This is a genomic window from Actinomadura rayongensis, assembly GCF_009831215.1.
Classification (GTDB): domain Bacteria; phylum Actinomycetota; class Actinomycetes; order Streptosporangiales; family Streptosporangiaceae; genus Spirillospora; species Spirillospora rayongensis.
On record NZ_WUTW01000006.1, the window covers coordinates 159,267 to 179,592 of the forward strand.

Here is a 20,326-nt window from a genome sequence, read left to right on the forward strand (position 1 = left end):
GGGGCGCCGGTGACGGGCCGCCGCCCTTTTCACCCCCCGGTTCACTCTCGGCGCACGCGAAAGGGCGCCCGGCGGAACCTCCCGCCGGGCGCCCTTCGCGCGCTTACGTCACTGCACCTGGTTCGCGCCGATCGACTGCATCAGCGTCGGCCAGATGAACGTCGCCTCGCGGATCCACGCCGGCCAGTTGTGCCGCCCGTCGCCGTAGATGTGCGCGGTGTAGGGGACCTTCGCCTCGTCCAGCTTCTTCTGGAACTCCTTGTTGTCGGCGCCGATCGCGATCTCGCTCAGCAGGCCGATGTCCCACGGCGCCACGTCCGGGTCGCCCGGACCCGGACGGCCCGTCGTCCCCGCCGAGAAGAACAGGCCCGTCCCGCGCAGCTTGTCCACCAGCGACGCCGGGTCGTGCGCCTTCCAGTTCGCGTCGTCGGCCCACGGGATGCCCCAGATCGCGTACGGGTCCTGGCCGTTGCCCGCGTTGGTGAACATCAGCATCGCCGGCATCCCCGGCGACCGCATCGACAGCGTCCCGCTCAGCGCCGCCACGTACTTGAACATCCCCTGGTGCCGCGCCGCGTAGCTCATCGCGCCCTGCGCGCCCGAGGAGTTCCCGATCGCCGCCGCCACCGAACTCGCCCCGAAGTTGCGCTCGACCAGCTCGCGCACCTCGGTGGTGTGGAACGTCTCCCACTTGGGAGTGCCGCCCTTGCCGTAGTTGTACCAGTCGGTGTACGAGCCGTTCTCGCCCTCGGGCATCACCACTAGGACGTTGTACTTGCGCGCCCAGGCCTCGATGTCGGTGTTCTTCGTCCAGGACGTGTAGTTGTCCTGACCGCCGTGGTAGGCGTACAGCACCGGGTACTTCGCCGCCGAGTCCCGCGTCCAGCCCTTGGGCAGCAGCAGCCGCGTCTTCACCGACTTGCCGAGCGACGGCGAGGAGATCGTGATGTCGACCTCCCCGTCGGCGACCTGCTGCTCGCCGGTGATCTTGGCGCCGGTGTCGGCGGCGACGAACCCCGCCGCCTGCGCCGGGACGACCGCCACGACGCCCGCACCGGCCGCCAGCGCGGCGCCGACCGCCGACGCGGCGAGAGAACGGCGCCACCGCACACGGGATCCGACGGTAACGGAGAGGCTCATGACACTCCCAGGGGCCTGCTGAAGACGAAAGAAGCGGCCGACTCCGGCCGCGCGACTAGTGGCCGAGTGTCGCGGAACCGTCCAAGACGATCTATGGGTCCAGGTGACAAGAAAAACAGGCCATCCTGTGCCCTGGTGAGTCCGTAGTGAGTCCGCCGGGCGCGCCCGCGACCGTGCGTCGCCTCCGCCGCCCGCCGCGTCACGCTCCGCGGCCGGCGCGGGGGAGGGGCGTCACTCGCCGACGGCCGCGCCGGCGTCGTGCGCGGGCTCGGGACGCGCCTCCCACTCCCGGCGCAGCATCGCGTACACGACCTCGTCGCTCCACTCGCCCTTGACCAGCTCGTTCTCCCGCAGATGCGCCTCCCGGCGCATCCCGAGCCGCTCCAGCACCCGCGCCGACGCCTCGTTGCGCGCGTCGATGCGGCCCACGATCCGGTGCAGCCCGAGCTCCTCGAAACCGAGGCGCAGCCCCTCGGCCGCCGCCTCCGTCGCGTACCCGTGGCCGTGGAACGCCGGGTTCAGCACGTACCCGATCTCGCCCTGGCAGTGCTCCCGGCTCGACCACTGCAGGTTGATCTCGCCCATCAGCTCCCCGGTCTCGGCCGCGACGACCGCCGCGACCAGCCAGTCGCCCTCCTTCTCCAGCGTCGCCGCGTCCATCTTCTGCCGCAGGAACACCCGCGACTCCTCCAGCGTCCGCGGCTCCCACACCAGGAACCGCGCCACCTCCGGCTGCGACTGGTAGGCGTACAGGCCCTCCAGGTCGCCGGGCTGGAACGGCCGCAGCAGCAGGCGCCGGGTACGGAGCGGGTATCGGGGGCGAAGCACACGACGATCCTAGGACGCGCGGCCCCGAACGCAACGGCGCGTTCGGAGAATTTCACATCGGACGGACGGCGACGGCCGCGTCACCACCCGTCACCGCCCGGGTTCCGGCGCGGTGCCGGCGGGGTGCGGGTCAGCCGCGTCCCACGAACGACGGCATCCCCGTCGCCAGCACCGACATGAACTGCACGTTCGCCTCCGGCGGCAGGTCCGCCATGTACAGCACGCCCGCGACCGCGTTCGCCGCGTCCATCACCGGCTCCGCGCGCACCGAACCGTCCGCCTGCAGCGTCCCCGCCCCGAACGGCCCCGTCATCTCCGTCGCCGCGTTCCCGATGTCGATCTGCCCGCACGCGATGCCGTGCGCGCGGCCCTCCAGCGACAGCGCCTTGGTCAGCCCCGTCACCGCGTGCTTGCTCGCGGTGTAGGCCACCGACCGGGGACGCGGCGTGTGCGCCGACAGCGACCCGTTGTTGATGATCCGGCCGCCGCGCGGATCCTGGTCGCGCATCAGCGCGAACGCCGCCCGCGCGCACAGGAACGCCCCGGTGAGGTTCGTGGCGATGACGGCGTCCCACTCGGCGACCGGGAACTCCTCCACCGGCGCCGGCGCGCCGAACACGCCCGCGTTGTTGAACAGCAGGTCCAGCCGCCCGAACCGGTCCGCGACGGCCGCGAACAGCGCGTCCACCGACTCCGGGGACGTCACGTCCGCCGCGACGGTCAGGGCCCGGTCCGCCGCGCCGCCGCCCGCCGACCGGACGGTCGCCGCCAGCCGGTCCGCGCGCCGCCCCGCCAGCGCCACCCGCCAGCCCCGGGCCAGCAGCGCCGCCGCCACCCCGGCGCCGATGCCCGAGCCCGCGCCCGTCACCAGCGCCACCCGCCCCGCGCCCTGTTCCGGGCCCTGTTCCGCGTTCCCGCCCGCGTCCTGAACCGCGCCGTCCACCCGCGCCCTCCCTTCGGCGCGATCATCACACCACACGCCGGTCAGCCCGTCGCGACCCACTCCACCCGGTGCGCCTCGGTCGGGTCGGGGGCCTCCCAGCGGCGCGCGAGCCGGTCGATCACCGCGTCCGGGACCGGGACGCGCCGCGCCCGGTTCCGCGCCCGCAGCACCTTCGGCGGCGCCTCCACCGCCACGACCTCCACCCGCGCCCGGTAGGACGCCGCCAGCCCGACGCACTGCTCGCGGAGCTGCCGCGACACGTTCGTGGCGTTCCACGCGAACGACCGCCCCGCCCGCAGATGCCCGCGCGCCGCCTCGAACGCCGCCGCCGCGACCGGCCGCTGGTCGCCGCCCGGGTCCACGCCGAGCGCGCGGCGCAGCGCGTCCAGGCTCACCACCGGCACGCCGGGGCGGTGCGCGGCCAGCCACGTGTCCTTGCCCGCCCCCGGCAGCCCCGACATCACCGTCACCGTCGCGCGCGTGTCGTCGTAGGCGGCGTAGGACGGGTCGCGGCCGTCCTTGCGGAAGTACCAGAACCGGGCGTGGTCGGACGGGAACGCGCGCGGCCGGTCCAGGCACTCCTGCTCGGCGCAGTACTCGGCGAACAGCGCGATGCTGTCGAGCACCTGCGCGGCGTCCCCGCACACCCGGCCGAGCAGGTCCGCCGTCGCCAGCAGCGCCAGGTCGTCGTTGCGGGCCACCAGGCTCACCCGGAACGCGATCCGCTGCAGGTCCGGGCGCTCCAGCGCCCAGAACGGCACCTGGTGGTGGCGGACCAGCGCCGCCACGTGCTCCCGCCACGCCGCCGGCGCGCCCAGCTCCCACAGGATCCGCCGCACCATCAGGTCCCCGGCCCGCGAGTGCCCGCGCGCGGTGATCCGCCCGTCGTCCTCGTGCCGCGTGCAGGACGGCTTGGCGACGTCGTGCATCAGCACCGCCGTGAACAGCCGCACCCGCTCGTCGTGCGGCCGGGCCCGGAACTGCGGCAGCGCCGCCATCGCCTCGCACGCCATCCGCGTGTGGACCGCCACGTCGCCCTCGGCGTGGTGGACGGCGTCCTGCGGCACCCCCGCCAAGTCCCGCACCCACCCGAACGCGTCCCGGATCCGGTCCCACGGGACCTCCCAGCGCGGCGGCGCCGGGCACAGCTCAGCCAGAACGCGCATACAGCACCCCCGGATCGGCCAGCCCGTTGGCGACGATCGGACGGTCCAGCCAGTGCGACCCCGCGTCCAGCACCGCCGTCACGAACCCCGCCCGGACCCACTTGTAGCGGCCCACCGTCCGGCCGCCCTCCTCCACCTTCACGTAGAGGCCCTCCATCTCCTCGGCCGCGTCGGTCTCGGCCGCGACCCGCTCCGGATCGGCGCCGCCCGCCCGCGCCGCCGCCGCCAGCGCGTCCCGCCAGCGCGGCGTCCGGCACGTCGACGGCCCCACCAGCGCCGTCAGGTCCTCCAGCCGGTGCAGCGCGCCCTCGAACAGGACGGGCACCGGCACCACCGGTGTCCCCGCCAGCAGCTCGGCGCGGGCGGGCGTGGACAGGAACGTCCCGTCCCGGCGGTCCAGGACGTCGAACGCGCAGAAGTAGTGCGGCAGCGCGTCGTAGAACACGGTGTGCTTGGCGTACAGCCACTCCCCGTACAGGACGTACCGGTCGGTCAGGCGCGGGTGCAGCAGGTCCCGCACCGACGCCGCCCACGCCTTCAGCGGCGCGAACTGCCGCTCGCGCGGCCCGCCCGACAGGTAGTGCCCGCGGCTCTGCAGCAGCAGCTCCCCGCCCGCGCCGAAGCTGACGCCCGCGTTCGCGCCGTCCAGCTTCTCCTCGACGACCAGGTGCCGCCCGGCGATCTCCGCGAACGGCGCCGCCGCGAGGTCGTGGTCGCCGGGCTGCAACCGCGACCCCGCCAGATGCCGCGTCCGCGGGTACTTGCGAAGCATGGTGCAGTTGTAACGGCGGCGCGGGACCCGCACCAACCGGTTTTCCGGTCAGCCGACGCCCGCCATCATCCGCGCCAGCGCCGCCCGCGACGTGATGTGCAGCTTGCGGTAGATCCGGGTGAGGTGGACGTCGACCGTCCGGGGGCTCAGCGACAGCTCCTCGGCGATCTCCCGCGTCTTGCGGCCGAGGCCCGCCCGCTCGGCGATCTCCCGCTCCCGCACCGTCAGCACCGCCAGCCGGTCCTCGGTCACCGGCGCGTCCGCGCCCGCCGGCACCCCGTCCAGGTCCAGCCGCCGCACCTGCTCCTCCACCGCCGCCGCGCCGCTGCGCCGCGCCAGCTCCGCCGCCAGCAGAACCGCGCCCTCGGCCTCGGCGCGGCGGCCGAGCGCCGCCAGGCACGCCGCCTGCGCCGTCACCGCCAGCGCCTGCGCGTGCGTCGCGCCCGCCGCCGCGAACAGCCGCACCGCCTCCCGGTACAGCTCCAGCGCGCCGCCGGGGTCGCCGTCGGCGCGGCGCGCGTGCGCCAGCGCCGTCAGCGCGTGCGCGCGCGGCCCCGGACGCAGCGCCGCGTCCGCCGCGTCCGCCGCCCGGCGCGCCAGCTCCGCCCACTCGCCGGTCAGCGCCGCCGGGACCGGCGCCGCGCCCGTCCGCCGGATGTCCAGCGCCGCCGCCGTCAGCGTCTCCAGCGCCGACGCCCGCAGCCCGCGCGGCAGCGCGTTCAGGCCGCCGCCGCCCGCGTCCAGCAGCAGCATCATGCAGCGGCGCGGATCGCCCGACAGGCGCGCCGCGACCGCCAGCGCCACCGGCGCCGCCGCGCTCCAGTGGAACCGCCGCTCGTGCAGGACCCGCTCGGCCTCCTCGCCCAGCTCCACCGCCTCGGCGGGACGGCCCGTCCACGCCGCGGCCAGCGACTCCAGCACCAGCGCCATCCCGCGCACGTGCTCGGCGTTGACGCGCTCGGCGACCTCGCGGGCCTCGGCCGCCAGCCGCCGCGCCTCGCCGGGACGGCCCGCGTTCATCCGCAGCGCCGCCTCGCCCACCAGCAGCACCGGCAGCAGGTGGACGTGGCAGCGCTTGCGGGCGATCGTCGTGCCGCGCCGCAGATGGCGGCGCGCGTCCTCGGCGCGCCCGATCAGCGCCTCCGCCCAGCCGAGGATCCCCAGGTACTCCGGGTGCGCGGCCAGGTCGGCGTCCGACAGCCGGTCGGTGAGCGCGGCGGCGGCCGTGGCGTAGTGCGCGGCGCCCTCGGCGTCGTCCTGGAACGCGTCGCACAGCGCGCCGAGCGCCAGCGCGCCCACCTCGGCGACCCGGTCCTCGTGCAGCGCCGCCAGCCGCCGCGCCAGCTTCACCTGGTCGCAGGTCGGCGCGACGCCGTCGACCGCGCCGATCGCGCCGTGCGCGATGATCAGCGCGGTGGTCTCGCGCGGCGGGACGTCGGCGGGGAGCTTGGTCAGCTCGCCCTCCAGCAGCGACCGCGCCTTGGCGTAGTCGCCGAGCAGGCACACCACCAGCGTGTAGAACGCGGTCGTCGTGACGCGCGCGTCGTGGTCGTCGTCGGCGGGGATGAGCCGCAGCGTCTCGTCCAGCAGGTCCCGGCTCTCGCGCAGCCGCCCCGCCACCCCGAGCGCCTTGGCCAGCCGCAGCATCGTCGCGATCCGCGCCCGGCCCTCGCCCTGGAACCGCAGCGCCGTCCGCAGCAGCCGGATCGCGGTCTCGGGGTCGGACATCAGCGCGTCGTCGGCGGCGGCGCACAGCACCGCCAGGTCGCCGGAGTCGGGGCCGGAGATGCAGCGCTCGACGTGGACGGCGAGCTGCGCCGCCGACGCGCCCCGGCCCGCAAGGAACTCCGCCGCGCGGCGGTGCGCGGCGGCGTGCCAGCTGCGCTCGGTCCGGTCGTAGACCAGGCGGCGCACCAGCGGGTGCCGGAACGTGAAGTAGGAGCTGTCCCCGATCGGGCGCAGCAGGTCGCGGCGGGTCAGGCCGCCGAGCGCCGTCCGCGTGCCCTCCAGGCCGATGTCGGCGACGGCGGTGAGGGTGTCCAGGTCGGACTCGTCGCCGAGGACGGCCGCCGCCGAGATCACCCGGAACTCGCACGCGTCCAGGTGCCCGATCTCGTCCAGGATCAGCGTGGCCTGCTGCTCGGGCACCCGGCCGCGCTCGCGCTCGCCCGCCAGCGCCCGCAGGTACAGGGGGATGCCGCGGCTCTCGTTGTGCAGCTCGCGCAGCGCCGCGTCGTCGGCGGACGCGCCGAGCACCTCGGCGGACTGGTCGGCCGTCAGCGGCGCCAGCTCGATCCGCCGGACCGTCCCGATCTCCACGCCGTGCGCGAGCGCGCCGCGCAGCCGCGCCGACGCCTGCCGGGGGCGCTGCGCGACGACCATCAGCAGCGGCGCCGCCAGCGGGCGGTGGACGAGCTGCTCGACCATCTCCACCGAGCCGCCGTCGGCCCAGTGCGCGTCGTCCAGCAGCACCACCAGCCCGTCCGACGAGCACGCGCTCAACAGGATCCGCATCGTCTGGTACAGCATGTGCCGGTTCTCGTGCTCGCCCGGATCGCCCCACACCCACGGGCTCCCCATCAGCTCGATCAGCCGGTCGCGGGTGCCGCGCGGCAGGCTGTCGACCAGGTCGGGCGCGCCCTCGGGGCACAGCGCCATCGCCAGCGTCCGCAGCAGAGCGTTGCGGCGGCTCTCGGTGTAGCGGTCGTGCATGACGCGGATCCCGCGCGCCGCCGCCTCCCGGGCCGTCTCGTTGAGCAGCCACGTCTTGCCCATCCCGGGGTCGCCGACCAGTTCCACGACCTGCGCGCGGCTGCCCCCGAGACCGTCGAGCGCGGCGCTCATCAGCCGGGACTCGCTCCGGCGGACGCCGTGGGTCCGAAGACCGCGCCTGATGCCTTCCACCACTGACCGGTTCCTCTCGTTGCACTCCGCGCGACCCCCCGCGACCATGGCGGACGAGAACTCCGGGACGTCCCCGCGGTTGCCTGACTGGACGTTGACAAGGAACACGGAAAACCGTAATCCGAGCCGGTTACGCCAAGGTAAAATCTCACCACACGCTGTATGCCCGTGTTGTCGACCGGAAAACTAGGAAAGCCTTCGGGGAAAAGATCGGGAAAAGCGGTTCCGTGCGAGGCGCCGCAGGCTTCGCCGGGCCTGTCGAGCCGTGCCCGGCGCCGTCCGGCGCCCGGGGAACGGCCGCTTCCGGCCGTTCTCGAATTCCGATCTTTCCATCCCGCCGAAGCGCGGTCAAGGTCGCTGGATTCGCATTTAGGTCGGATTAAGGTTTCATTTAGACGCGTCCGGAATCATGTCCTTACGGTGCTGCGGCATATCTGTGCAAGAAAGTGAGTTCCGTTGGACGACGTCTCGCCTTCCCGCCCCGCCGCGGACGGCGGTTCCCACCCTGCCCGCGCGCCGCGCCGCGCGCCAGAGCGCGCCCCGGCCGGACCCGGCCCCGCCCGGCCCCGGACGCGCGGCCCGGCGGCCGTCGCCGCCCTCGGGCTGGCCGGCGCGCTGGCCGCCGCGTGCGGCGGGTCCGGGCACGCCGGCGGCGACGCCGCGGGCCTCACCTACGCCAGCGCGGGCCTGGTCAACTGCCTGGACCCGCAGGCGAGCGCGTCCCGGCTGATCTCCATCATCGACCGGAACCTGTTCGACTCCCTCGTCGCGACCGGGCCCGACGGGAAGATCCAGCCGTGGCTCGCGACCAAGTGGGAAGTCTCACCGGACGGTAAGACCTACACGTTCCATCTGCGCTCCGGCGTGACGTTCCACGACGGCACCCCGCTGGACGCCGCCGCCGTCAAGGCGACGATGGACCACGCCGTCGACCCCAAGACCAAGTCGGTGTACGCCTCCAGCCTCCTCGGCCCCTACACCGGCACCAAGGTCGTGGACGCCTCCACCGTCCGCATCGACCTGGCCAAGCCCTACACGCCGCTGCTGCAGTCGCTCAGCACCCCCTACCTCGGCATCCAGTCGCCGAAGGCGCTGCGCGCGTCCTGCACCAAGCCCGTCGGGTCCGGGCCGTTCTCGTTCGTGAGCTGGACGCAGAACACCAGCATCGTCCTCAAGCGCAACCCGTCCTACGCCTGGCAGTCGCCGACCGCCAAGCACACCGGGCCCGCCAAGCTCGCGCAGCTCACGTTCCGGCTCGTCCCCGAGGACGGCGCCCGCTACGGCGCCCTCACCAGCGGCCAGGCCGACCTCATCGACGACGTGCCCACCGCGAACGTGAAGGCGCTGAAAAGCGCGTCGGGCCTGCGGTTCCTGCAGAAGGACATCCCCGGCACCGTCGAGAACATCACGTTCAACCCGAGCCGGCCGCCGCTGAACGACGTGAAGGTCCGGCAGGCGCTCCAGCGCTCCGTCAACGTCGACCAGCTCGTGAAGTCGGTGTTCAACGGCGTGTACGCCCGCGCGTGGAGCGTCCTCAGCCCCGCCAGCCCCGGCTACACCGCGTCGCTGCAGAACTCGATCCCCTACGACCCGGCCGCCGCCGCCAAGCTGCTGGACGAGGCCGGCTGGACCGGACGCGACGCCGCCGGCTACCGCACCAAGAACGGCAAGCGGCTGTCGGTGCGCTGGCCCGTCGGCGCCCAGCTCATCCGGCCGTCGGAGAACATCCTCGCCCAGGGCGTCCAGGCCGAGGCCAAGAAGGCCGGCATCGAGATCCAGTACGTCTCGGAGGACTCCGGCGCGTTCGTCCGCGACGTCATCTCCGGCAACCTCGACCTCTACATCAACAACTGGCGCGCGCTGAACCCCGACATCCTGCGCAACATGTACGCCTCCGACCGCGTCCCGGCCGTCGGCGGCAGCAACATGTTCCACATCAAGGACGCCCAGCTCGACGGCTGGCTCAACGGCGCCGCCGCCACCGAGGACGCCGCCGCCCGCCAGAAGGCCTACGCCGACGTCCAGACCCGCATCGTGCAGCAGGGGCTGTCGCTGCCGCTGTTCGTCCCGTCCGAACTGCTCGGCGTGTCGGACAAGGTGCAGAACCTCAACTTCGACGCGTCCCTCTACCTGCAGTTCTACGACGTGTCGCTGGGCAAGGCGTGAAGCACGACCCCGACTCCGAACCGGACGCGGAACCCGGCGCGCCATCCGCCGGAGGACCCGGCGCGCCGCGCGGGGGCGGCCGTGCCGCCCTCGCGCGGTGGGTCGCGCGGCGGCTGCTGCTCGCGGTCGTCGTCGTGCTCGGCGCGGCGACCGTCACGTTCGGGGCGCTGCGCCTCACCCCCGGCGACCCGGTCAAGGTCATGGTCGGGATCAGCGCCGCGCAGAACCCCGAGATCGTCGAGCAGGCCCGGCACGAGACGGGCTTCGACCGGCCGCTCGCCGTCCAGTACGCCGACTTCCTCGGCGACCTGGCGCGCGGCGACCTCGGCTGGTCCTACCAGCTCCAGGAGTCCGTCCCCACCGTCATCGGCGACAACCTGTGGCCGACGGTGTCGCTGACGCTCGCCGGGTTCGCGCTGGCGTTCCTCATCGCCGTCCCGCTCGCCGTCGCCACCGCCGGCCGCCGCCCGGCCTGGCGCGCCCTGTCGTCGCTGCTGGAACTCGTGACCGTCTCCATCCCCGGCTTCTGGGTCGGGCTGCTGCTGCTCACGTTCTTCTCCTTCCGCCTCCACCTGTTCCCCGCGACCGGCGGCACCGGGCTCAGCGGCCTGGTCCTGCCCGCCGTCACCCTCGCGCTCGGCCTCGTCGGGCTGTTCACCCAGATCCTGCGCGACGGCATGGCCCGCGCCCTGGACGAGCCGTTCGCGCTCAGCGCCCGGGCGCGCGGCACCGGCGAGACCGCCGTCCGGCTCCGGCACGCCCTGCGGCACGCCCTCATCGCGATCAGCACCATCTCCGGATGGACGGTCGGCGCCCTGCTCACCGGCGCCGTCGTCGTGGAGACCGTGTTCGGGCGCCCCGGGCTCGGCCGCGTCCTCGCCACCGCCATCCAGAACCGCGACTTCCCCGTCGTCACCGGCATCACCATCGTGTCCGGCGCCCTGTTCACCCTCATCACCCTCGGCGTCGACCTGCTCTACCGCGTCGTGGACCCGCGGCTGCGCGAGGCGCCCGCATGAGGCGCGCCCCCTCAGTCCTCTCCGCCCTCGGCACGGCGCTCGCCGCCGCGGTCCTGCTGCTCGTCGCGATCGCCGCGCTGTGGCCGGGGCTGCTCGCCACCGACCCGCCCAACGCCGTCGACCCCGCGCAGGCGCTCCTCGGCCCCGGGCCCGGGCACTGGTTCGGCACCGACCAGCTCGGCCGCGACATCTACAGCCGCGTCGTCCACGGCGCCCGCCCGTCCCTGCTGCTCGGCCTCGGCGCCACGCTCGTCGCGGTCGGCGCCGGCGCGGTCCTGGCGATGATCGCCGTCGTCGGCGGACGCGTCGCCGACGAGATCGTCATGCGCCTCACCGACGTCCTGCTGGCCTTCCCCGGCGCGCTGCTCGCCCTGCTCGTCGTCGCGGTCCTCGGCCCCGGCACCGGGAACGCCACCCTCGCGATCGGCGCCGCGTTCGCGCCCGGGTTCGCGCGGCTCGTGCGCGGCGAGGCGCTGGTCGTCCGCGAGTCCGACTACGTCCGCGCCGCGACCGTCCTCGGCTACCGGCGCGCCGAGGTATACCTGCGGCACGTCCTGCCGAACGCGCTGCCGCCGCTGCTCGTCCTCGCCACCCTCAGCGTCGGCACCGCCGTCCTCGCGGGCTCGGCGCTCAGCTTCCTCGGCCTCGGCCCGCAGCCGCCGAGCCCCGAGTGGGGCGCGATGCTGTCGGCCGGACGGGACCTGCTCGGCAGCACCTGGGCCATCGCGGTGTTCCCCGGCGCGGCGCTCACCGCCACCGTCGTCTGCGTCAACGTCGTCGGCCGCGACCTGCGCAACCGTTTCGAGGGGAGACGTCCGGGTGCCGGATGACGACCGCCTGCTCGCCGTGGAGGACCTGCGCGTCGGCTTCGGGACCGTGGCCGCCGTCCGCGGCGTCGACCTGGACCTGCGGCCCGGCGAGTGCCTCGCCGTCGTCGGCGAGTCCGGCTCGGGCAAGAGCGCCACCGCGCGCGCCCTGGTGGGCCTGTCGGGCGGGACGGTCCGCGCCCGCCGCATGGAACTGGCCGGACGCGACCTCACCGCCCTGCGCGACCGCGAGTGGCGCGCCGTGCGCGGCGGACGCATCGGGCTCGTGCTCCAGGACGCCCTGTCCGCGCTGGACCCGCTGCGCACCGTCGGCGCCGAGATCACCGAGACCCTCGCCAACCACCGCACCGTCGAGCGCTCGGCCCGCCGCGCCCGCGCGGTGTCGCTGCTCGGGCAGGTGCGCGTCCCCGAACCGGAGATCCGCGCCCGCCAGCACCCCCACCAGCTGTCGGGCGGGCTGCGCCAGCGCGCCCTCATCGCCTCGGCCATCGCCGCCGACCCGCCGCTGCTCATCGCCGACGAGCCCACCACCGCCCTCGACGTCACCGTCGCCGCGCAGATCCTCAACCTGCTCGCCGAGCGCAAGGCCGCCGGGACCGCGATCCTGCTCATCAGCCACGACCTCGCCGTCGTCGCCCGCCTCGCCGACCGGATCGCCGTCATGCACGCCGGCGTCCTGGTCGAGGAGGGGACCCCCGGCGAGCTGCTGCGCGCCCCCGCCCACCCGTACACGCGGGAACTGCTCGCCGCGATCCCGGCCGCGCACGCCCGCGGCACCCGCCTGTCGGTGCGCGCCGCCGAGGGCGCCCCCGCCGCCGACGGAGGCTGCGGCTACGCGGCGCGCTGCCCGCTGGCGACCGACCGGTGCCGCACCGAGCCGCCCGCCCGCGTCGCGGTCGGCGACGGCCACCACGCCCGCTGCTGGCGCACCGACGCCGAGTGGCCCGCCCCGCCCGCCCGCACGGCCCGCACCCGCGACACCGCCGACACCGCCGCCGACACCGTGATCGAGGCCCGGGACCTGGCCAAGGCGTTCCGCGGCCCCGACGGCGCGCAGCGCCCCGCCGTCGCAGGCGTGTCGTTCACGCTGCGCGCCGGCCGCACCCTCGGGATCGTCGGCGAGTCGGGGTCGGGCAAGTCCACCACGGCCCACCTCGTGATGGGCCTGCTGGAACCCGACGCCGGGACGGTCGCGCTGCTCGGCCGCCCCTGGTCGCACCGGCCCGAGGCCGAACGGCGCGCCCTGCGGCCCCGGCTCCAGCTCGTCCAGCAGGACCCGCTCGCCTCGTTCGACCCCCGCTACACCGTCGAGCGGATCATCGGGGAAGGGCTCGGGCACCCCGGCCGCCGCGCCGCCCGCGCGAACCGCGACGCGATCGCCGCCCTGCTGCGCCGCGTCGGGCTGGACGACGCGCTGCTGGACCGCCGCCCGCAGGAGCTGTCGGGCGGGCAGCGCCAGCGCGTCGCCGTCGCCCGCGCCCTGGCCCCCGAGCCCGCCGTGCTGGTCTGCGACGAGCCGGTGTCGGCGCTGGACGTGTCCGTCCAGGCCCAGATCCTCGACTTGCTCACCGACCTTCAGGACGACCTCGGCGTCGCGCTGCTGTTCATCTCCCACGACCTCGGCGTCGTCCACCACATGAGCGACGACGTCCTCGTCATGCGCGACGGCGCGGTCGTGGAGTCCGGGCCCGTCCAGGACGTCTTCGACAACCCGTCCCACCCCTACACCCGCGCCCTGCTGACGGCCCTGCCGAGCATCGACGCCGCCGCCCGCCCCGTCGCGCTCGACCGCCCCGCCGACGCCTGAACCGGCGCCTGAACAAACAGACGACGCCCCGGCGCCGAACGGGCGCGCCGGGACGTCGCCGGGCGGGGCTCCCGGCGCTACAGCGCCAGGCCCTGGGGGAGCGGCGCGGAGCCGAACAGCTCGCGCAGCCCCGTGATCGAGCGCCGCCGCGCCGCCGGGTCGGTGACCATCGAGACGACCATCAGCTCCTCGGCGCCCGTGCGCTCCAGCAGGTCGGCGAGCTGCGCCCGCACCCGGTCCGGGCCGCCCGCCACCTGCGGCGCGAGGAACTGGTCGCGCCAGGCGGCCTCCTCGGCCGTCCACGGGTGCGCGGCGGCCTGCTCGGGCGTCGGGAACGGCTCGGGCGGGCCGGTGAGCGACTTCAGCAGCGCCAGCGCCGCCGGGACGTTGAGGAAGCGGGCCTCCTCGTCGGAGGCGGCGACCGTCACGCCCGCCGCGATGATCGAGTACGGGCTCGACAGGTACTCCGACGGCCGGAACTCGCGGTGGTAGGTGCGCAGCGCCGCGACCGAGTTCTGCGGGCTGAAGTGGTGCGCGTGCGCGAACGGCAGGCCCCGGTGCGCGGCCATCCGGGCGCCGTTCTCGCTGGACCCGAGGACCCACAGCGACGGCTTGCCGGTCAGCGGCGGGTTCGCCGCGACCTTCTGCAGCGGGTGACCGGCGGGGAAGTCGGCGCGCAGGAACCCGAGCAGCTCGGCGAACTGCTGCTCGAAGTCCAGCGCGAGCGCGTCCACCCGCAGGGCGCGCGCGACGCCCGGGTCGTGCGGCGGGGTCCGGCCGACGCCGAGGTCGACGCGTCCGGGGTAGAGGGCGCTGAGCGTGCCGAACTGCTCGGCGACGACGAACGGCGCGTGGTTGGGCAGCATGACGCCGCCCGTCCCGACGCGGATGCGCTCGGTCGCGCCGCCGACGGCCGCGGCCGTGACGGTCGGGGACGAGCTGGCGATGTTGGGCGAGTTGTGGTGCTCGGCGATCCAGTAGCGGGTGAAGCCGAGCTCCTCCACGTACCTGGCCTGCTCCAGGGTGGCCCGCAGAACGCCGGACGGGGTGGACTCCACGTCCACCGGCATGATGTCGAGGACGGACAGCGGAAGCGGGGCGAGGTCGGTCATGCGGCTCAGGCTCCTGTCAAGGCTGGTGAGGTGGTCGTGGCCTGGGGTGCGGCACTGGGCCGCGTGGGAGAATCGATCGGGTCTCGTACTATGAGGAGCACCGCTCCAGAAATATACGGAGCAGTGCTCCGATTGACAAGGGGGAATCATGGCCGCACGCACCCCGGGACTGCGCACCGACGCCCGGCGCAACCGCGAGACCCTGCTGGAGGTCGCCGCGACGGTCTTCGCCGAGCAGGGCACCGAGGCGTCGCTGCGGGACGTGGCGCGCCGCGCGGGCGTGGGCATCGGCACCCTCTACCGGCACTTCCCGACCCGCGACGCGCTCCTGGAGGCCGTCCTGCACGACGGCCTGGACGCCCTGCGCGCCCAGGCCGAGGAGTCCCTGGACGCCGAGTCGCCGGGCGCGGCGCTCGCGGCGTGGCTGGAGCGGTTCTCCGCCGGCGCGGGCGGCTGCCAGGGCGTGCCGGGGTCGGTGATGGGCGCGCTGCAGGACGAGCGGTCGGAGCTGTTCGCGGCGTGCTCGGCGATGCGGACGTCGGTCACCCGGCTGCTGGAGCGCGCGCAGGAGGCGGGCGAGGTCCGCCCGGACGTCGACGCCGACGACCTGCTGACCATGGCCGCCGCGGTGGGCTGGGTCGCCGAGCACGGCGACCGGACCCGGGTCGCGCGCGTCCTCGCGGTCCTGAACGACGGCCTGGGCCAGGGGGATCCGTCATGACCGGCTCGTTCCGTGGTTCGCGCGCAAGGGACACGTCCATGATCGGCCCGAAATCTAAAGCGGCGCTAATCCACGGGTGATGTAGGTCTCTTTACAGGAATGTACGTATTTCCTCTGATGCGACATGACCGAGGGTCTTGGCACGGTGATGCCGAGTCAGATTCCTGACGGCAACCAGGACCCCGGGAGCATTAGTGCGATACGAGATCCTCGGCCCGCTCCGCGTCGTCGACGGAGACGACGTGCTGACCATCAGCGCGCACAAGATGGAGGTATTGCTCGCGACACTTCTGATCCGCTCCGGCCAGGTCGTCTCGCTCGACCAGCTGATCACCGAGATCTGGAACCACGATCCGCCCAAGCGGGCCACCGCGGCCCTGTACGTGTACGTCTCCCAGCTGCGCAAGCTGCTGAGCGGCGGCGGGCGGGCCACCAGCCCGATCCGCACGCGCACCCCGGGCTACCAGCTCTGCCCCGGCGACGACGAACTGGACCTGGAGCAGTTCCAGGACCTCGTCAACGCCGGCCGCCAGGCCACCCGCGCCGGACGCCACGAGCAGGCCGTCGCGGCCTACCGCGAGGCGCTCGGCCTGTGGCGCGGTCCCGTGCTCAGCGAGCTGCGCGACGGGCCCATCGTCACCGGGTTCGTGTCGTGGCTGGAGGAGGTGCGGCTGGAGTGCAGCGAGAAGCTCGTCGAGTCCAGCCTCGCCCTCGGCTGGCACCGCGAGGTGGTCGGGTTCCTCTACGCCCAGATCACCGAGCACCCGCTGCACGAGGCGTTCTACCGGCAGCTCATGCAGGCGTTGTACCGCTCCGAGCGGCGGGCCGACGCGCTCAACGTCTACCAGATCGCGCGCACGACCCTGCGCGAGCAGCTCGGCCTGGAGCCGGGCCGCGCGCTGCGGGAGACGCAGCAGAGCATCCTGGTCGCCGACGAGCGCCTGGACGTCCGGACCGCCGTCTGATGGGGACCGCGGTGAACGACGCAGCCTGGATCCGCCGCTTCCACCCGGGACCGGAGGGGGTCCCGCTGGTGGTGTGCTTCCCGCACGCGGGCGGCTCGGCGAGCTTCTACCACCCGCTGTCGGCGGCGCTCGCCCCGCACGCGGAGATGCTCGCCGTGCAGTACCCCGGCCGCCAGGACCGCCGCTCCGAGCCGTTCGCGGCGACGATCGGGGAACTGGCCGACCGGATCGCGGCGGCGCTGCGGCCCTGGCGGGACCGGCCGCTGGCCCTCTTCGGCCACAGCATGGGCGCCCTGGTGGCGTTCGAGACGGCGCGGCGGCTGGAGGACGTCCCGGTGCTGTACGCCTCGGGGCGGCGCGCGCCGTCGCTGAAGCGGCCCGAGACCGTCCACGCCCGCGACGACGCGGGACTGCTGGCCGAACTGCGGCACCTGGCGGGCACGCAGGCCGAGCTGCTCGGCGACGAGGAGCTGCTCGGGCTGATCCTGCCGTCGCTGCGGGCCGACTACGCCGCGCTGGACGCCTACCGGCTCCCGGCCGACGCCGAACCGCTGGACTGCCCGGTCACGGTGCTGGTCGGCGACGACGACCCGGTCACCCCGGTCGACGAGGCGCGGGCGTGGGAAGCCCACACCACCGGCCCGTTCGACCTGCGGGTCTTCCCCGGCGGCCACTTCTTCGTGGCCGATCAGCGCGCCGCCGTCGCCGCGCTGATCCTGGACGGCCTCGGCGCGGGCGCCGCCCGCTGAGACGACGGAAGCGGCGGCCATCCCGTAAATGGCCGCCGCTCCCGTGCGCCCCCCGCCGGGGACTCAGAAGTTCTCCAGGCCGTCCTTGACGTCGGCGAGCAGGTCGGCGGCCTCGGCGCCGTCGATGACGCGGTGGTCGAACGACAGGTTCAGGCGCATGACGGGCGCGACCGCGACCGCGCCGTCGCGGACCACCGGACGGTCCAGGATCCGGCCCACGCCGAGCGTCACCGTCGTCCCGCCGAGCGAGTGGAAGCCGTCCACCGGGCGGTGCCCGAGCGAGGTCACCGAGAACGTGCCGGTGGTGTCGGGGCGCTTGTCCAGCGCCCGCGCGGCCAGCTCGTAGGCCGCCCAGCCGACGGCGGCGGGCAGCCGGTGCAGCAGCCGCGCGCCCGCGAAGTCCGGCAGCGTGTGCGGGTCGCCGTCGCGCAGCGCCTCGACGCGGTCCTGGACGGCGTCCAGGTCGATGCGGTCCAGGTCCTTGACGAGCCCCGACAGCACCACGCGGTGGCCGTTCAGCGTCCGGTCCAGGGTCAGCTTGCCGTTGACCGGGGCGTACCGGGCGACCTTCGGGGACAGGCCGCCCTCGATCGCCGCGTTGGCCTCCGGATGCTTGGCCAGCGCCCGCCCGGCCGCGTAGAGGACGTAGGTGACGATCGAGTACCGGCGTCCGGTCTCCCGGTGCTCCAGGACGCGCGTCATGTCGATCTCGGTGTCCAGGAACACCGGCGGGACGCGGCGCAGCCGCGCGAGGAACAGCAGCGTGTGCCGCCGCTCCCGCGCGATCTTGGCGATGTCGGCCAGGCCGCTCACGGCGCCACCGCGAGGTCGTAGACGCCGGCCAGGCTGGAGGTCTCCAGGACGTCGGGCAGCGAGAGCCGGCGCCCGGTCGCGCGCTCCAGCGCGGTCAGCAGCGCCAGCAGGTGGACCGAGTCCCAGCCGTCGAGCCGGTCGAACGCCACGCCCACGGTCTCGGTGGTCACCGCAAGGCCCAGCTCGTCGCGGACGAGTTCCACGAAGTCGTCGATGGTGTTCACGCCGCCCATCGTCTCGGCCCGGACTAAAGCCCGCCTTACCCGGAATGGATCCGCGAAACGGCGTCCAAGACTCGCTTTAGGCGAGCTTTCCATCATCAGGTGCACTTTCCACCGAAGAGATCGGAAGAGGAATCCGTATGCTGAAGTCGCTCGCCGCCGTCGCCGCGCTGGCCGCCGCGACGGGTTCGATCCTGCTCGTTCCGGGCTCGGCGAACGCCAAGGACGCCAAGGGAACGAAGAAGTGGGGCCCGATTCCCACCGCGACCTGCAAGGAGTGGCCGAGCCTCACCGACGTCCTGCTCTGGCAGAAGGAGACCATCCCGCCGGGCGAGGGCCTGCAGATCGGGACCGACACGATCTACCACGACAAGCTCGTGGACCCGACGGGCGCGACCGTCGGGTACGAGGACGGCCGCATCACCGTCATCCAGAAGCGCGCGTCCGACGGGCACTTCATCGGCTGGATCGAGCAGACCGCGACGATCGGGAAGGACGAGTTCAAGACGTCCGGCCTGCTCGACATGACCGAGGTCATCTTCCACGGCGGCACCGGCCACATGTTCGCGGTCGGCACCCGCGGCGCCTACAAGGGGTGGGTGGGGGACTGGACCCTGAAGGTCGAGGCCCCCACCGTCGAACCCAAGATCTGGCAGGCGCACGACACCGTGAACATCTGCAAGATCAACCGCTAGGCGGCCACCGCCGGCGCGGAGGCGCCCTCCACGGGGTCGTCCTCGTGATTGACCCCGTGGAGCAGGATGAACCCCGCGATCGCCGAGGCCGCCATCAGGCCCGCGCCGATCGCGAACCCGACGTGCAGGCCGCTGTTCAGCGCGATGTCGGGGGCGTGCCCGGACTTGACCTGGTCGGCCGTGTGACTGGTCACGAAGCTCGACATGATCGCCAGGCCGAGCGCGCCGCCGACATAGCGGGTGACGTTGAGCAGCGCGGACGCCAGGCCCTTGTCCTCCGCTGAGACGCCCATCAGGCCCGCCGTCATGATCGGGAAGAACACGATCCCGAGGCCGAGGCCGAGCGCGGTGGACGGCAGGATGACGTCGGTGAGCAGCGCGCCGTCGGCGGAGATCTGCGTGAACCAGGCCAGCGACGCGGCCGACACGACCGAGCCGAGCACCATCGTGTAGCGCAGCCCCATTGCCTTGACCAGCAGCGGGCCGAGCGCGGCCACCACCAGCAGCATCGCGGTGAGCGGCAGGAACGACAGGCCGGTCTTCAGCGGGGAGTAGTGCAGCACCTCCTGCTGGTAGAGCGTCGCGCAGAAGAACGTGCCGAACATCGCGCTGCCGCACAGCGCCGACACCGCGTTGGCGCCCGACACGGCCCGGATGCGGAAGATCGACATCGGCATGATCGGCTCGCCCGCGATGAACCACTCGTGGACGACGAAGTAGACCAGCAGCGCGACGCCGCCGCCGAGGATCGCGAGGGTGCGGCCGGACGTCCAGCCATGCGTGTCGGTCTGCGCCATGCCGTAGGCGATGAGGCACAGGGCCGCGGTGCCGCTGACGGCGCCGATCAGGTCGAACTTGTGGCTCTTGTTCTCGCTGGTGCCCGACGGCAGGAACATCAGCGCCGAGACGACCAGGACGAGCCCGATCGGCAGGTTGATCCAGAAGATCCAGCGCCAGCCGGGGCCGTCCACCAGGACGCCGCCGAGGATGAGGCCGAGCGAGGTCGAGATCCCCGCCGCCCCGCTCCAGACGGCCATCGCCAGCAGCCGCGGCTTGCCCTCGGGGAACATGATCGCGATGAGGGCCAGCGTCATCGGGATGATGAACGCGGCCGTGAGACCCTGGACGCCGCGGGTGACGACGAGCGTGAACGCGTTCTGCGCGACCGCGGACCCGAACGAGGCGGCCGTGAACAGCACGACCCCGCCGAGGAAGATCCGGCGGTGCCCGAACAGGTCGCCGGCGCGCCCGCCGACGAGCAGGAAGCCGCTGAACAGCACCAGGTAGGCGTTGACCACCCAGGGCAGGTCGGCGGCGGAGAAGTCCAGTTCCCGCTGGACGGTGGGCAGCGCCACGTTGACGACCGTGACGTCGATCGCGTCGACCAGGCCCGCCAGGCACAGCGCGAACAGGCCGATCTTGTGGGCGCGCGTCCAGGTGAACGAGTCCGGAGGACTCTGCTGCTCTGTTTCGGTCAT

Annotated in this window: 18 protein-coding genes; 8 read left to right on the plus strand and 10 right to left on the minus strand. The window is 73.9% G+C overall.

What is annotated here, in order from left to right; genetic code table 11:
• Positions 1 to 108: 108 nt before the first annotated feature.
• The 6 genes from GQ466_RS24495 to GQ466_RS24520 form a co-directional block, all read right to left on the minus strand.
• On the minus strand, positions 109 to 1,140 hold the full coding sequence (locus GQ466_RS24495) for an alpha/beta hydrolase (RefSeq protein ID WP_202421046.1): 1,032 nt from the start codon (positions 1,138 to 1,140) through the stop codon (positions 109 to 111).
• Between the two features lie 231 nt (positions 1,141 to 1,371).
• Positions 1,372 to 1,968 carry a GNAT family N-acetyltransferase gene (locus tag GQ466_RS24500; protein ID WP_161105379.1) on the minus strand — a complete coding sequence of 199 codons (597 nt, stop codon included), beginning with the start codon at positions 1,966 to 1,968 and terminating at the stop codon, positions 1,372 to 1,374.
• A gap of 130 nt (positions 1,969 to 2,098) precedes the next feature.
• Entirely contained in the window at positions 2,099 to 2,845 is a 747-nt protein-coding gene (locus GQ466_RS24505) for an SDR family NAD(P)-dependent oxidoreductase (RefSeq protein ID WP_161105505.1), read from the minus strand.
• Positions 2,846 to 2,952: 107 nt separating this feature from the next.
• Entirely contained in the window at positions 2,953 to 4,077 is a 1,125-nt protein-coding gene (locus tag GQ466_RS24510; RefSeq protein ID WP_161105380.1) for an AAA family ATPase, read from the minus strand.
• Positions 4,061 to 4,849: an RNA ligase family protein gene (locus GQ466_RS24515; protein WP_161105381.1), complete on the minus strand. Its 789-nt coding sequence runs from the start codon at positions 4,847 to 4,849 to the stop codon at positions 4,061 to 4,063. The genes GQ466_RS24510 and GQ466_RS24515 overlap by 17 nt, the downstream gene beginning before the upstream one ends.
• A gap of 48 nt (positions 4,850 to 4,897) precedes the next feature.
• A complete protein-coding gene (locus GQ466_RS24520) occupies positions 4,898 to 7,801 on the minus strand; it encodes a helix-turn-helix transcriptional regulator (RefSeq protein WP_272918099.1) in 2,904 nt (967 codons plus the stop codon).
• Positions 7,802 to 8,209: 408 nt separating this feature from the next.
• Between GQ466_RS24520 and GQ466_RS24525 the strand changes: the two genes are divergently transcribed.
• Genes GQ466_RS24525 through GQ466_RS31945 form a run of 4 tightly spaced genes read left to right on the plus strand, consistent with a single transcriptional unit; the run spans position 8,210 to position 13,572 of the window.
• A complete protein-coding gene (locus GQ466_RS24525; protein WP_161105383.1) occupies positions 8,210 to 9,919 on the plus strand; it encodes an ABC transporter substrate-binding protein in 1,710 nt (569 codons plus the stop codon).
• Complete coding sequence (locus GQ466_RS32970) at positions 9,916 to 10,938, plus strand: ABC transporter permease subunit (protein ID WP_161105384.1); 1,023 nt, start codon at positions 9,916 to 9,918, stop codon at positions 10,936 to 10,938. Before GQ466_RS24525 ends, GQ466_RS32970 begins: the two co-directional genes overlap by 4 nt.
• Positions 10,935 to 11,768: an ABC transporter permease gene (locus GQ466_RS24535; RefSeq protein WP_161105385.1), complete on the plus strand. Its 834-nt coding sequence runs from the start codon at positions 10,935 to 10,937 to the stop codon at positions 11,766 to 11,768. Before GQ466_RS32970 ends, GQ466_RS24535 begins: the two co-directional genes overlap by 4 nt.
• Entirely contained in the window at positions 11,758 to 13,572 is a 1,815-nt protein-coding gene (locus tag GQ466_RS31945) for a dipeptide ABC transporter ATP-binding protein (RefSeq protein WP_161105386.1), read from the plus strand. The genes GQ466_RS24535 and GQ466_RS31945 overlap by 11 nt, the downstream gene beginning before the upstream one ends.
• 77 nt (positions 13,573 to 13,649) lie before the next feature.
• On the opposite strand, the gene GQ466_RS24545 is transcribed toward GQ466_RS31945, so the two are convergent.
• The gene (locus GQ466_RS24545) at positions 13,650 to 14,684 is read right to left on the minus strand and encodes an LLM class flavin-dependent oxidoreductase (protein ID WP_161105387.1); all 1,035 of its coding nucleotides are present in this window, start codon (positions 14,682 to 14,684) and stop codon (positions 13,650 to 13,652) included.
• A 148-nt stretch (positions 14,685 to 14,832) separates the two neighbouring features.
• Here GQ466_RS24545 and GQ466_RS24550 point away from each other — a divergent pair, with 148 nt between their 5' ends.
• The 3 genes from GQ466_RS24550 (at position 14,833) to GQ466_RS24560 (ending at position 17,119) form a co-directional block, all read left to right on the plus strand.
• Positions 14,833 to 15,405, plus strand: coding sequence for a TetR/AcrR family transcriptional regulator (locus GQ466_RS24550; protein ID WP_161105388.1), 573 nt, complete (start codon positions 14,833 to 14,835; stop codon positions 15,403 to 15,405).
• 194 nt (positions 15,406 to 15,599) lie between these two features.
• Positions 15,600 to 16,370 carry a BTAD domain-containing putative transcriptional regulator gene (locus GQ466_RS24555; RefSeq protein ID WP_161105389.1) on the plus strand — a complete coding sequence of 257 codons (771 nt, stop codon included), beginning with the start codon at positions 15,600 to 15,602 and terminating at the stop codon, positions 16,368 to 16,370.
• Positions 16,371 to 16,381: 11 nt separating this feature from the next.
• Positions 16,382 to 17,119 carry a thioesterase II family protein gene (locus tag GQ466_RS24560; protein WP_337193611.1) on the plus strand — a complete coding sequence of 246 codons (738 nt, stop codon included), beginning with the start codon at positions 16,382 to 16,384 and terminating at the stop codon, positions 17,117 to 17,119.
• A 63-nt stretch (positions 17,120 to 17,182) separates the two neighbouring features.
• On the opposite strand, the gene GQ466_RS24565 is transcribed toward GQ466_RS24560, so the two are convergent.
• Together GQ466_RS24565 and GQ466_RS30990 are read right to left on the minus strand one after the other, a co-directional pair.
• Complete coding sequence (locus GQ466_RS24565) at positions 17,183 to 17,932, minus strand: 2-oxo acid dehydrogenase subunit E2 (RefSeq protein ID WP_202421047.1); 750 nt, start codon at positions 17,930 to 17,932, stop codon at positions 17,183 to 17,185.
• Positions 17,929 to 18,156: an acyl carrier protein gene (locus tag GQ466_RS30990; protein WP_202421048.1), complete on the minus strand. Its 228-nt coding sequence runs from the start codon at positions 18,154 to 18,156 to the stop codon at positions 17,929 to 17,931. The genes GQ466_RS24565 and GQ466_RS30990 overlap by 4 nt, the downstream gene beginning before the upstream one ends.
• Before the next feature lie 137 nt (positions 18,157 to 18,293).
• On the opposite strand from GQ466_RS30990, the gene GQ466_RS24570 reads away from it, so the two are divergent.
• The gene (locus tag GQ466_RS24570) at positions 18,294 to 18,848 is read left to right on the plus strand and encodes an allene oxide cyclase barrel-like domain-containing protein (protein ID WP_161105391.1); all 555 of its coding nucleotides are present in this window, start codon (positions 18,294 to 18,296) and stop codon (positions 18,846 to 18,848) included.
• Here the strand turns inward: GQ466_RS24570 and GQ466_RS24575 are convergent.
• Positions 18,845 to 20,326 (minus strand): MFS transporter, encoded by a 1,482-nt coding sequence (locus GQ466_RS24575; protein ID WP_161105392.1) that lies wholly within the window; start codon positions 20,324 to 20,326, stop codon positions 18,845 to 18,847. The genes GQ466_RS24570 and GQ466_RS24575 overlap by 4 nt on opposite strands.

Coding starts and splice junctions, on each gene's coding strand:
- GQ466_RS24575 (WP_161105392.1), bottom strand. CDS start 20,326: ATGACCGAAACAGAGCAGCAGAGTCCTCCGGACTCGTTCACCTGGACG.
- GQ466_RS24520 (WP_272918099.1), bottom strand. CDS start 7,801: ATGGTCGCGGGGGGTCGCGCGGAGTGCAACGAGAGGAACCGGTCAGTG.
- GQ466_RS24510 (WP_161105380.1), bottom strand. CDS start 4,077: ATGCGCGTTCTGGCTGAGCTGTGCCCGGCGCCGCCGCGCTGGGAGGTC.
- GQ466_RS24550 (WP_161105388.1), top strand. CDS start 14,833: ATGGCCGCACGCACCCCGGGACTGCGCACCGACGCCCGGCGCAACCGC.
- GQ466_RS24535 (WP_161105385.1), top strand. CDS start 10,935: ATGAGGCGCGCCCCCTCAGTCCTCTCCGCCCTCGGCACGGCGCTCGCC.
- GQ466_RS24495 (WP_202421046.1), bottom strand. CDS start 1,140: ATGAGCCTCTCCGTTACCGTCGGATCCCGTGTGCGGTGGCGCCGTTCT.
- GQ466_RS24545 (WP_161105387.1), bottom strand. CDS start 14,684: ATGACCGACCTCGCCCCGCTTCCGCTGTCCGTCCTCGACATCATGCCG.
- GQ466_RS24515 (WP_161105381.1), bottom strand. CDS start 4,849: ATGCTTCGCAAGTACCCGCGGACGCGGCATCTGGCGGGGTCGCGGTTG.
- GQ466_RS24570 (WP_161105391.1), top strand. CDS start 18,294: ATGCTGAAGTCGCTCGCCGCCGTCGCCGCGCTGGCCGCCGCGACGGGT.